The organism is Longimicrobium sp., assembly GCF_036554565.1.
Lineage (GTDB): Bacteria > Gemmatimonadota > Gemmatimonadetes > Longimicrobiales > Longimicrobiaceae > Longimicrobium.
The window spans coordinates 1-12103 of the sequence record NZ_DATBNB010000453.1; the positions used below are offsets into that span (position 1 = coordinate 1).

Below are 12103 nucleotides of genomic sequence, written 5' to 3' on the forward strand. Positions count from 1 at the left end.
CGTGGTGGGGCTCGACGCCGCCACTCTCACCCCCGCGTGGGGGTGGCCCGAAACGGGGACGCAGGCGCTGGCCGTGGCCGTGTCGCCGCTGGGCGACCGCGTGTACGTGTCGGTGGACGAGGCGGAAGACGGCAAGGCCCAGGTGCAGGTGCGCGACGCGGCCACCGGGCGGGTGCTCTTTCGCGCGGAGCAGGCCAGCGCCCTGCGCGCGCTGGCCGCCGCCCCCGACGGCACCCTGTTCGGCGTCACGGAGGGCGCCGTCGTCCGGCTGCGGCACGAGGGGCAGGTGCTCCGGCGGGTGTGGTCGGTGTCGCCGAAGGTGGGCGACGCGGCGGAACTGCGGATGGACCCCACGGGGCGGCGGGTGGCGGTGCTGGGCAGGGGAAGCGGCGCCACCCTGGCGGTGCTGGACGCGGGCGACGGCCGGGTGCTGGGACAAACGAAAACGGCGCCCCTCGACGCCGCGTTCGGCGTGGATGGGCGCCTGTACCTGCTGGAGCGCCGTGCCGTGCGGATCGTCCGCTAGCTCAGTGGCCCAGGTCCGACGTGTCCTTGCCCTTCATCATCAGCCCCGCCACCAGGAAGGGCAGCGAGTTCAGGGCAAAGCTGAAGAACGCCGCGTAAACCAGGTACTGGTTGCCCCACATCAGGCCGGCGATCAGGGCGGCGATCGCCGGAAGGGTCATCAGCACGGCGGCGATCATGGCGAACTTCATCGGTCCGTCTCCAGAAGCGGTGCGTTGTCGCGGGTCGGGTGCCGCAAAGGCGCGCCAACCTACGCGCCCGCCCCGCCCTCCGGCAAGGGCCGCATCCGGCATGGACGGTGCCATCAGCCCCGGACCCGCTCAGGCTGCTCCCGTCGGCTGTAGCAGATGATGCGTCTAGAAGCCGCACTGAAGCGGGCGAAACGTTTGCGCGGCCGGGGGGCGGTCGCTATACTGTTCTGATTCCCGCATTCCCAGACGTTCCCAAAGGTCCCGCTGCCTTCCTTGAAGGTACTGCTTCTCGACGCTGACCGCAGCCTTGGTCGAACGCTCGAACCGGAGCTGGACGACGCGGAGCTCCACGCCGCGTCGTCGCTTTCGGATGGGCTGCGCCTGATCGCGTCGAGATCGTGGGACCTGATCCTCCTGGACGCCGATTTTTCGGGCGCGGGAATGGAGCTGCTGGGCCGGCTGCACGGCGACGGGGGCATGGCGCCGGTGGTGCTGCTTTCGTCGCAGCCGACGATGGACCTGGCCATGGAGGCCATCCGGCACGGGGCGCACGACGTGCTTCCCAAGCCGCTGCCGCGCGGCCGGGTGCGCGAGATCCTGGTGGGGATCGAGGAGATCAAGCGGCTGCGCCCGCTCCCCGAGGTCATCAGCCCGGACGGCACCACCATCGTGGGCGCCAGCTCGCAGATGATGGGCGTGTTCAAGTCGGTGGCGCGCGCCGCCACCAGCGACGCCACCGTGCTGGTGCTGGGCGAAAGCGGTACCGGCAAGGAAATGGTGGCCCGCGTGCTCCACTCCCGCTCCAACCGGTCGCGCGGGCCCTTCGTGGCCATCAACTGCGCCGCCATCCCCGAGAACCTGCTGGAAAGCGAGCTGTTCGGCCACGAGAAGGGCGCGTTCACGGGCGCCATCGGCCGGCGGATCGGGCGCTTCGAGCGGGCGAACGGCGGCACGCTCTTCCTGGACGAGATCGGCGACATGTCGATGGCGCTGCAGAGCAAGATCCTGCGGGCCATCCAGGAGCGCGAGGTGGAGCGGGTGGGCGGCGGATCGCCGGTGTCCATCGACGTGCGCATCGTGGCGGCCACCAACCGCGACCTGGCGCAGGCGGTGCGGGAGGGCAAGTTCCGCGAAGACCTGTACTACCGACTGGCGGTGGTCACGGTGATGCTTCCGCCGCTGCGCCAGCGCGGCGACGACCTGGACCTGCTCTCCCTGCACTTCTTCGCCCATTACGCACGAGAGCACGCGCGCCCCATTCGCGCCGTAGCGGAAGAAGTGTTCAACGTGATGCACCGCCATCCCTGGCCGGGCAACGTCCGGCAGCTGCGGAACGCGGCCGAGCGGGCGGTGGTGATGGCGGATGGCGAGATCCTGCTTCCGCAGCACCTGCCGACGGACATCCTGAACCCGCCGGAGGCCGCGGCGGACGGCGACGGCGGCGGGCAGGACGCGGCCGAGCCGCCCATGGTGACGCTGGAAGAGATGGAAAAGCGGATGATCCGCCGCGCGCTGCGCGAAACCGCCAACAACGTGACGGTGGCGGCCGAGCGGCTGGGAATTCACCGGAACACGCTCCGGCGAAAGATCCAGGACTACGGGCTGGGGCAGGGCTGACACCCCCCTGGCCCCGCGCTTGCAGCGACTGGTCCGTACACTTCTGCATTGCACCGGATGGGTGCACTGTGCCCACTTCCGGTGCGGAAGCGCCCCCCGGACGCCGTGGCCAGACGGTATCTATTTCTGGCCTAAGCCGTTATGTTCCAAGCAGTTGACGCGCACGCCGATCCCCGGCGCGCCGCGGTACGCGCCCTGCACTGGCGCAATCGTCCCCTCTGTTCACCACCCCGGAGGAGTTTGATGATCCACCTCATTCGTAAGCTGGGCTGCACGGTCGCCGTCGCGCTGCTGGTTCTCTCGGCCGGATGCACCGACGCGGCTTCGCCGCTGTCGGCGCGGGCGGGCGAGCCGGCGTTCAACACCGGTGGCGGCCCGGACGTCGCTGCGCTGGCCCGCTTCAAGACGAAGCCGCAGATCACCATCGCGTGGGCGAAGAAGTGGATCGGCCCGGAAGGCGGACGGCTGGACTTCTACGGGTTCGCCATCGAGGTGCCCGCCGGCGCGGTCGACAAGGTGACGATGTTCACCATCCGCCTCCCGGTGGATCCGAACGGGTCGGACTACGTGCTGGCCGAGTTCGGCCCCCACGCGCAGCCGTTCAACAAGCCGGTCAGCATCGAGCTGCCCTACGGCAACACCAGCATCGAGGGCTCGGCCAGCCCCACCATCGTGTGGTGGAACAACGGCTGGGTCGACATGGGCGCCAGCATCACGGCCGACGGCCTGCGGCTGCGCACCAGCACCGACCACTTCTCGGAGTACGGCACGACGACACAGCGCGGCGGTGCCATCGTGGTATCCGGCGGCTGAACGCACTTCAAAAGCCTTGGCAGTGTCTCTCTCCGAAGCTACGCTAGAGCAACTTCTTCAGTTCCTCCCGGCGATCGAGGAACTGGAAGTTCTCCGCTTGCGGATGATCGTGGCCGCCGCGCCCGATCCCGAGAAAGCGTGGGATAGCTCGAGTTCGTACGCGACCATCGACAAGCGAATCCTCACGCCCGAGAACGTCGAGCAGTCGCTCGATGCTGCTGAAAGTGCGTTGCGGGATTACGTGTCGATGCTCCACGACGGCCTCCGACCGGCGTTCCGCAGCTATTTCGCCGGTGACGCGGAGGGAGCCGCGCGCCACCTCCTCGTCCTCGGTGAGCAGCACGAAGGCGTCGGCCGGGCCAGGGGGGCCGAGCAGTGCTACAAGGCAGCGCTCATGATGTCGCTGCCGCTGGCCGACAAGTCCCTCCAGGTGCTCGCGTTGCGGCGGATGGGGCGCGTAGCCCTCGCGCTGGCGCATCTGCCCGAAGCCACGTCGTACTACGAGCGCAGCGCCGAGCTGGCGCGCGATTCCGGCGACGTGCGCGCCGAGGTCGCGGCCCGAACGGGCGTCGGCAACGTGCGCATGTACCAGGGCCGCTGGCCCGATGCGGAGCGCATCTACCGTGAGGCCCTCGACCTCGCGCAGACCGTCGATTCCTCCGACGCCACCCTGGAGCTGGGGCAGCTGTACAACAACCTGGGGAGCGCGACCACGCGTACCGGCGAGCTGGACGAGGCCGAGCAGTGGCTGGAGCGGGCCCTCGCGGTGTGGGAAGAGGTGAAGTCGCCGATCGACCAGGGGGTGTGCCTGATGAACCTGGGGCACCTTCGCGAGAACCAGGAGCGGCTTGCGGAAACGCAGGAGGCGTACGAGGCGGCGCTCGCGCTGCCGGTGCCCACCTCGTTCAAGTCGCTCGCGGCGGCGGACCTCGCGGACATCTACCTCAAGGAAGGCTTCGTCACCCGGGCCGAGGAGATGGCGCGCGTGGCCGAGGAGCACGCGATCGCGGCGTCTTCTCCGTACTCGCTGGCCTACATGTACCGGAACCGCGGCAACCTGGCGCGAGCCCGCGGGCACGAGGACGGCTTCACGTTCTACGAGAAGGCCCTGGAGATCGCCCGCGCGAAGGGGTATCCCTCCCTGGAGGCGGACACACTGGCGGATTACGCCGAGCTTCGGCGCGTCACGGGCGGTGTGGAAGAGGCCGAGGCATACCTGGAGCGCGCGCGCGACATCTTCGCCCAGCTCGGGGCGTCGCAGAACGCGGCGCGCGTGCAGCGGAGTCTCGACGCGCTGCGATCGGGGATCGAGGTTTCCGTGGCGGCCGCGGGCGATTAGCGTCGCTTCAGCGAACTACGGCGTTCGGCGGGGCTTCCGGAATCGGGAGCCCCGTTCGTTTTGTGGCACCGCAGACCCGGCCCGAACATTGCCCCCGTGCGGCGGGTACGTCACCATCCCCGATCCACCCGGCCGCGGCGTTCATCCGCGGCCGCGCCACGCCCTGACCAGAACCCGCGTGCCCGGTTCACGCATCTCCGCCGCCGTTGCGCGCCTGGCGCTGCCCGCGCTGGCCCTGGGGGCCGCGCTTCCGGCGGCGGCCCAGGACGGCGGGTGCTCCGACGGCCGCGTGTCGGAAATCTTCATCGACGTGGGCGACGTGTTCGAGCTGGGCAGCCCCGACCTGGAGCCCCGCCTGAGCCGCGTGTACCGCGCGGCGAACGACATGCACCTGCGCACCCGCGAGTCCATCATCGCCCGCGAGCTGCTGTTCGAGGCGGGCCAGTGCTACCGCTCCGCGCTCCTGGCGGATTCCGAGCGCACCCTGCGCAGCTTTCCCTTTCTGGCCGATGCCAGCGTCTTCGGCGTGCGGCAGCCGGACGGCAACTGGCACGTGGTGGTGCGCACCCGCGACGAGTGGTCTACCCGGCTGGAGCCGCAGATGGACGGCGACTCCGACGGATGGGGGCTGATCGGGGTGGAGTTCCGCGAAGAGAACGTGCTGGGCAGGGGGCTGCAGATCAGCCTGTTCGCCAAGGAGTACCAGCGGGAGCGGGTGTACGGCGGCTCGGTTTCTACCCCGCAGCTGTTCGGAACGCAGGTGGACGCCGAGCTGGGGCTGGAGCGCACGCCGGTGGGCGTGGCCGTCACGCAGCGGCTGGCGTACCCGTTTCGCGGCGAGAACGGGCGCTGGGCCTGGCGCCAGCAGTTCGAGCGCATGGAGCGCAACTTCGAGTTCTTCGTGCCGCGGGAGGATGGGGGCGTCCGCCGCACCTACTTCGCCGAGAAGCGCCAGTCGTTCGACGTGGGGACAGTGACGCGGTTCGGGCCGCGGGGAAGCCTGACGCTGCTGGGCGTGGCGCTGGCGGGGGAGCGCACCGAGTATCCGCGCGACTGGCTGAGCATGGACGGGGACGGCGGCCAGCCGGTGCCCGTGGCGGGCAACCCGCCGCTGCAGGTGGAGCCTGTGCCGGTGACGGGGCTGGACACGCTTTCCAGCGTGCGCGTGGTGTTCCTGGCGGGGCACCGCAGCGTGTACTTCAAGCGCCTCCGCGGGCTGGATGCCGTCCACGGCACCGAGGACGTGCGCATGGGCATCGACGTGGAGGCGGGCGTGGGCCGCAGCCTATCGGCGCTCTCCACCGACGACGACCTGTCGGTGGCGGTGGGGGTGATGGCGGCGGGAGACCTGATTCCCGGCGTGCTGGCGGGGGTGCGCGCGACGGCTGAGGGGCGGCGCGACTACGGCGCGGAGCCGGAGCGTTCGGAGTGGCGCGACCTCTTCGGCCAGTTCGACGGCTGGGCGTACTGGCGCCCGCACGCGGAATCGCGCCACACCTTCGTGGCTGCGGTTTCGGCCGCGGGCGGGTTCCGCACGCGGGTGCCGTTTCAGCTCACGCTGGGGCACCGGGCCGGGGTGCGGGGGCTTCCCGCCCACGCGTATCCGGGCGAGCGGCGGGCGGTGGCCACGCTGGAGCACCGCGCATACCTGGGCTGGCCGAACTCGCGGCTCTTCGACCTGGGCTCGGCGGCGTTCGTGGACGTGGGCAAGATGTGGGCGGGGGGCGATGCCTTCGCGGCCAGCTCGCCCGTGGCCATGAGCGTGGGCGTGGGATTGCGGGCGGCGTTCCCCCCGGGGTCGCGGCGCACCTACCGCCTGGACGTTGCCACGCCGCTCGTCGGCGGCGTCCCCGGCCGCAGGCTGACGGTGACGCTGGGCATCGGCCAGGCGGTGGGCCGCAACAACGCGGGCGAAGACGCGCAGCTGCGCCGCAGCTCCCGCCGCCCCCTCTCGGCCTCGCTGTTCAGCTTCCCCGACTGAACGTCGCACTCTCGCACTCTCGCACTTTCGCACTTTCGCACTTTCGCACTCTCGCCCTTCCCTCGTGTCCGACACCTTCACCACGCTCGCCGCGCCCGCCGAGGCGCAGATGCGCGAAAAGGCCTCGACGTTCCTGGCCTACGCGGCGCCGGTGGAAAACGAGGCCGAGGCGCGGGCCATTCTCGCGGAGCGCGGCAAGGCGATGTGGGACGCCACCCACCACTGCTCCGCGTGGTCGCTGCGCGACGGAACGCGCCGGGCGAACGACGGCGGCGAGCCCGGCGGGAGCGCGGGCCCGCCGATCCTCGCGGCCATCGAGGGCGCGGGGCTCACCGACTGCGTGGTGATCGTCACCCGCTACTACGGCGGAACCAAGCTGGGCGTCGGCGGGCTGGTGCGCGCGTACGGCGACGCGGCGGCCGCGGCGCTGCAGGCGGCGCCCCGGCGCGTGGGCACGTACGCGGAACGGCTGGCGGTGCGCTACCCGTACGAGCACACGGCCGCGGTCATGCGGGCGCTGGAGCGGGGGGGTGCGGAGGAGGTGGAGCACGGCTATGCGCCGGAGGGCGACGCCGGAACGGTGGATTTCACCCTGCCGCGGGGGCGCGTCCCGGCCCTTGCGGACGAGCTGCGGGAGGCGACGGCGGGGGCAGTTGCGCCGGAGCGCGGGGGCGAATGCGTGCTCTATCGGAACGCGAAAACCTGATCGGCGTATTCCTACGCGTGTTCACTCCGCGGCGCACCCGCGGACCCCACTCGACACGTGATTGCCGGCCCTCCTCTTCCGGGCCCGGCGCGCGCCAGAGCGCACCCGAAGGAGATCCACGGATGGATGGAGCCGTGCTCGCCGAGCCCATCATGGAGCGGTTGAGGAAACGCAACCCCGCGTATCACGAAACCGCGTACCTCTTCATCCTTGCCGCACTCCACTTCACCATCGAGCGCGTGGGCGAGGCTCGCCACATCACGGGCCGCGAGCTGGCCGAAGGGGCCCGCGACCTGGCCATCGAGCGCTTTGGGCTGATGGCTCGCTCGGTCCTGGAGTACTGGGGCATCCGCACCACCCGCGACCTGGGCGAGCTGGTGTTCGCGCTGGTGGACTGCGGGGTGCTCGTAAAGCAGGACGGCGACTGCGTGCGCGACTTCGAGGACGTGTTCTGCTTTCGCGCCGCCTTCGAGCAGAACTATCCCTGGTGCTGCTCGCGCCAGATGCAGGATTCCTGACCCGCATCTCCCCCACAAAACACCCGAGATCCACCCGCCTTCTCCGCGCCCTGGCTGGAACAGCCCTTGCGGCGCGCGGCCCCGGTCCGTGTGTGCGGGGCGGGGAGAACCTTCAGGGGAGGGGGAGAGGCCATGCCGGACGAGCGTGAGTTTCCGCAGTGCCGAAAGTGCAGCCAGGGCGTGCTGCTGCCGCTGTCGGACTATGGCCGCGACGGGGCGCCCATCACCTACAAGGCCTGGGTGTGCACCAACCCCGACTGCGGGTTCAACATCCGCATCGACAACGGCGAGATCAGCTTCGGCCGCACCATCGGCCAGAGCTTCAAGTGACGCCCCGATCCGCATGACCACCCGGCCCACGGCGCCCGCGCGCCGTGGGCCGTTCGCATCCCATCCGCCATGACCCACGATCCCCCGTTCTTCGCCGCGCCGCGTGTTCCCGTCCTCACCGCGGACGAGATGCGGCGGTGGGACGAGCATTCCATCCACACGGCCGGCATCCCCGAGCGCGTGCTGATGGAATCCGCGGGACGCGCCGCAGCATCCGTCATCCACCATCTGTATCCCGATGGACGGGTGGTCGCCGCGGTGGGAAGCGGCAACAACGGGGGCGACGCGATGGTGGTCGTCCGCACGCTGCGGGCGTGGGGGCGCGACGTGGCCGCGGTGCAGATCGGCAGCCGCCCGTCCGATCCGGCGCTGCTGCACGGGTGGGACGTGCCCTCCATCCCGGCGGAGGACGCGGACGAGGCCTTTCGCACCGCGGGGGTGATCGTCGATGGACTCCTGGGCACCGGCGCGTCGGGAGCCCCGCGCGGCGCGTACGCCCGGGCGATCGAGGCCATCGAGCGAAACGGGCGCCCCGTCGTGGCGCTGGACGGGCCATCGGGCGTGGACCTGGCCACGGGTGCGGCGGAAGGTGTGGCGGTCCACGCGGACGTGACCGTCACCTTCGGCGCGCCGAAGCGGGGCCTGCTGCTGTTCCCCGGGCGGGAGCGGGCGGGGCGGATCGTCGCGGTGGAGATCGGGTTCGCGCCGCTGGAGGACGCGGATGCGCGGCTGATCACGCCGTCGTGGGCCCGCGGCGTCCTGTCTCCCGTTCCGCCGAACGCGCACAAGGGGATGATGGGCAAGGTGTCCATCGTCGCGGGGCGGCGAGGGATGTCGGGCGCGGCGGTGCTGGCGGGATTCGGGGCGCTGCGGGCGGGGGCGGGGATGGTGTCGATCGTCTCGCCGGATGCGAATCGCGAGATCATCCAGTCCTCCCTCCCCGAAGCACTGTACGTGGATCGCGATGCGCTCGGTCCCGGCTTCCAGTCCGGCTCGCAGGCCGTCGTCGCCGGGCCGGGGATGGGCACGGACGACGAGGCGCTGGACCTGCTCGGCATGATCGCGCGAGGCAGCGACGTGCCGCTGCTGCTGGATGCGGATGCGCTGACGCTTCTCGCCCGCGATCCCGATCTGCGCGACGCGATCGACCGGCCGCTGGTGCTCACCCCGCACCCAGGGGAGATGGGCCGCCTGATCGAAAAGACGGTCCAGGAGATCACGGCGGACCCGTTCGGCGCGGCGACGGAGGCCGCGGAGCGCTTCCGCTGCACCGTGCTGCTGAAGGGAAATCCATCGCTCGTCGCGAGCGAAGGGGAGCCGACGCTGGTGAACGTGGCGGGGCACTCGGGGCTGGCGACGGGCGGCAACGGCGACGTGCTGAGCGGGGTAATCGGCGCCTTCCTGGCGCTCGGGATGGAGCCGCGAGACGCCGCCGGGGCCGCGCTGTACTACGCCGGCCGCGCGGCGGAGATCGCCGGCCGGGGCCGCGGGCTCATCCCCCGCGACGTCGCCGAGGCGCTTCCCGCGGCGCTGGAGGAGGAGGTGGGGCGGGGGAGCGCGCTCGGGCTGCCGGGGATCCTGCTGGATCTGCCGGCGGCGCGGTAGGCGTGGCGGGAGGGCCAAGGTGGGTCAGCCGCGGCCCTGCACGGGCGAATGAATTCGCTGCAATAACCACACGATGTCCGCCTTCGCGGACGAGCTTGCTGTCGTGGGGCTTCGATGGTGAGGCGCGCCCCGGCCTCTGCCCTCGAGTGAGTTTTTTCTGGGTCCAGCGCACCATACTCGGACCGACCACAAACCTGTCATCCAGAGGCCCGGGCGCACTGGACCGGCCCGCAGTGCATACCACGCAGGGCCGTGGGATCTTGCCGCGGAAGCCACTTGGTCAGGGCGCGGCAGCGACACGGAACCCTGAGCCTCGGTCCTGATTCTCGCTTGGGTTCGCGCCCCAAGCCCTGCACGGGCGAATGAATTCGCTGCAACGACCACACGAAGTCTGCCTTCGCAGACTACATGCTTGGGTGTGGTGCACGCTCGGTGGCGCGCTTCTGAAGTTGACAGTCGCGCGGCGGAAAAGTACGTTCCGCAGGCAGGCTTTCCGTCGAAATCACGACCCACTCACTCGCGCCCACGCGGTCCCGAATACATGGCGATCATCACCGAGATCCACGCACGCGAGATCCTGGATTCGCGCGGCAACCCGACGGTCGAGGCCGACGTCCTGCTCTCGAGCGGCGCCAGCGGGCGGGCGGCCGTGCCCAGCGGAGCGTCCACCGGCGAGCACGAGGCCGTGGAGCTTCGCGACGGTGACGACAAGCGCTACCTGGGCAAGGGCGTCACGCGCGCGGTCGAGAACATCGAGGACCAGATCGCCGAGGCGCTCACCGGCTACGACGCCTACGACCAGGTGGCCGTCGACCGCACGATGATCGAGCTGGACGGCACCCCCAACAAGAGCCGCTTGGGTGCCAACGCCATCCTCGCCGTTTCGCTGGCCACGGCCCGCGCCGCCGCCGACGACGCGGGGCTGCCGCTGTACCGCTACCTGGGCGGCGCGATGGCCAACGTCCTTCCCGTTCCCATGCTCAACATCCTGAACGGCGGCGCGCACGCCGGCAACAACGTGGACTTCCAGGAGTTCATGGTGATGCCCATCGGCGCCGAAACGTTCAGCGAGGGGCTGCGGATGGGCGTGGAGGTGTTCCACGCGCTCAAGAAGGTGCTCGGCAAGGCGGGAAAGAGCACCGCCGTGGGCGACGAGGGCGGGTTTGCGCCGGACCTCAAGGACAACGAAGAGGCCGTCGCCGTCATCCTGCAGGCCATCGAGCAGGCCGGCTACCGCCCCGGCGAAGACCTGGTGCTGGCGCTGGACGTGGCGGCGTCGGAGATGTTCCGCGACGGCGGCTACGTCTTCCACAAGTCGTCGGGCGAGCGCAAGACGCCGCAGGAGATGGTGGAGTTCTACACCGAGTGGTGCCGCCGCTACCCCATCCGCTCCATCGAGGACGGGATGGACGAGAACGACTGGGACGGCTGGAAGGCGCTGACCCAGGCCGTGGGCGCGAACATCCAGCTGGTGGGCGACGACCTGTTCGTCACCAACACCGAGCGCCTGGCGCGCGGCATCAAGGAAGGCATCGGCAACGCCATCCTGCTGAAGGTGAACCAGATCGGCACGCTCACGGAGACGCTGGACGCCATCCGCATGGCGCGCAAGGCGGGCTTCAACGCCGTGATGTCGCACCGCTCGGGCGAAACGGAAGACACCTTCATCGCCGACCTGGCGGTGGCCACCGGCGTCGGCCAGATCAAGACGGGAAGCGCCAGCCGCACCGACCGCGTGGCCAAGTACAACCAGCTCCTGCGCATCGAGGAGCACCTGGGCGACGCGGCCCTGTATCCCGGACGCGGCCTGTGGCGGTGAACCCGCGCGCGTTCCGCCGCCTGGCGACGGGCGGGGTGCTGGCCCTGGCGGCGTACTACGCGCTGTGGGGGGGCGAGTACTCCGCCTTTCACCTGCGGCGGCTGGACGCCGACCGCCGCGAGGCCGAAACGCGGCTGGCGGACACGCGCGGGCAGGTGGATTCGCTCAAGGTGCTGGCGCGTACGCTGGAGCGTGACGACGCGGCCGTGGAGCGCATCGCCCGCGAGCGCTTCGGGATGATCCGCGACGGCGAGCTGCTGTACCGCTTCGTCCCGGTAGACTCGGCGGCCGCGCCGAAGTAGGCGGAACGGCTCGCCGGGGGTTGACCCGGAGCCCGGGATTCCATACCTTTGTCGTCCTGATCGCGGGGTGGAGCAGCCTGGTAGCTCGTCGGGCTCATAACCCGAAGGTCGCGGGTTCGAATCCCGCCCCCGCTATTGGACCGGGCCGGTCCTCGTAACACAGGGCCGGCCCGGTTTCGTCGGCAGGGTAGCTCAGCTGGTTAGAGCGCACGACTCATAATCGTGAGGTCGGGGGTTCGAGCCCCCCCCCTGCTACTCACGAATCAAAGGCGCCGCAAGGGTTTTTACCCTTCCGGCGCTTTTCGTTGCTGGTGCCTGCGTAGGCGCGGGGCCGTATGCCCGACGCTGGGCCCTCCT

The 12103-nt window shown here is 70.5% G+C and carries 11 protein-coding genes, 2 tRNA genes and 1 pseudogene; 13 read left to right on the forward strand and 1 reads right to left on the reverse strand.

What is annotated here, in order from left to right; genetic code table 11:
- Window positions 1-526: pseudogene (locus tag VIB55_RS12415) on the forward strand (hypothetical protein); the annotation flags it as partial.
- 1 nt (window position 527) lies between these two features.
- On the opposite strand, the gene VIB55_RS12420 reads toward VIB55_RS12415, so the two are convergent.
- On the reverse strand, window positions 528-716 hold the full coding sequence (locus VIB55_RS12420) for a hypothetical protein (protein WP_331876966.1): 189 nt from the start codon (window positions 714-716) through the stop codon (window positions 528-530).
- Window positions 717-989: 273 nt separating this feature from the next.
- Between VIB55_RS12420 and VIB55_RS12425 the strand changes: the two genes are divergently transcribed.
- The 12 genes from VIB55_RS12425 to VIB55_RS12480 all read left to right on the forward strand — a co-directional run bounded on the left by VIB55_RS12425 (window position 990) and on the right by VIB55_RS12480 (window position 12001).
- Complete coding sequence (locus VIB55_RS12425; RefSeq protein ID WP_331876967.1) at window positions 990-2333, forward strand: sigma-54 dependent transcriptional regulator; 1344 nt, start codon at window positions 990-992, stop codon at window positions 2331-2333.
- A 243-nt stretch (window positions 2334-2576) separates the two neighbouring features.
- Window positions 2577-3146, forward strand: coding sequence for a hypothetical protein (locus VIB55_RS12430; RefSeq protein WP_331876968.1), 570 nt, complete (start codon window positions 2577-2579; stop codon window positions 3144-3146).
- A 103-nt stretch (window positions 3147-3249) separates the two neighbouring features.
- Complete coding sequence (locus VIB55_RS12435; RefSeq protein WP_331876975.1) at window positions 3250-4485, forward strand: tetratricopeptide repeat protein; 1236 nt, start codon at window positions 3250-3252, stop codon at window positions 4483-4485.
- A 178-nt stretch (window positions 4486-4663) separates the two neighbouring features.
- On the forward strand, window positions 4664-6466 hold the full coding sequence (locus tag VIB55_RS12440; protein ID WP_331876969.1) for a hypothetical protein: 1803 nt from the start codon (window positions 4664-4666) through the stop codon (window positions 6464-6466).
- A 64-nt stretch (window positions 6467-6530) separates the two neighbouring features.
- Window positions 6531-7172, forward strand: a complete 642-nt coding sequence (locus VIB55_RS12445; RefSeq protein WP_331876970.1) for a YigZ family protein — start codon at window positions 6531-6533, stop codon at window positions 7170-7172.
- 122 nt (window positions 7173-7294) lie between these two features.
- A complete protein-coding gene (locus VIB55_RS12450; RefSeq protein WP_331876971.1) occupies window positions 7295-7690 on the forward strand; it encodes a Minf_1886 family protein in 396 nt (131 codons plus the stop codon).
- 132 nt (window positions 7691-7822) lie between these two features.
- Window positions 7823-8020, forward strand: a complete 198-nt coding sequence (locus VIB55_RS12455; protein ID WP_331072312.1) for a hypothetical protein — start codon at window positions 7823-7825, stop codon at window positions 8018-8020.
- Window positions 8021-8089: 69 nt separating this feature from the next.
- Window positions 8090-9625 carry an NAD(P)H-hydrate dehydratase gene (locus tag VIB55_RS12460; protein WP_331876972.1) on the forward strand — a complete coding sequence of 512 codons (1536 nt, stop codon included), beginning with the start codon at window positions 8090-8092 and terminating at the stop codon, window positions 9623-9625.
- Window positions 9626-10166: 541 nt separating this feature from the next.
- Window positions 10167-11444 (forward strand): phosphopyruvate hydratase, encoded by a 1278-nt coding sequence (gene eno / locus VIB55_RS12465; protein WP_331876973.1) that lies wholly within the window; start codon window positions 10167-10169, stop codon window positions 11442-11444.
- Window positions 11435-11746, forward strand: coding sequence for a septum formation initiator family protein (locus VIB55_RS12470; RefSeq protein WP_331876974.1), 312 nt, complete (start codon window positions 11435-11437; stop codon window positions 11744-11746). The genes eno and VIB55_RS12470 overlap by 10 nt, the downstream gene beginning before the upstream one ends.
- Before the next feature lie 61 nt (window positions 11747-11807).
- Window positions 11808-11881 (forward strand) — tRNA-Met (locus VIB55_RS12475).
- 46 nt (window positions 11882-11927) lie between these two features.
- A tRNA-Met gene (locus VIB55_RS12480) sits at window positions 11928-12001 on the forward strand.
- Window positions 12002-12103 lie beyond the last annotated feature (102 nt).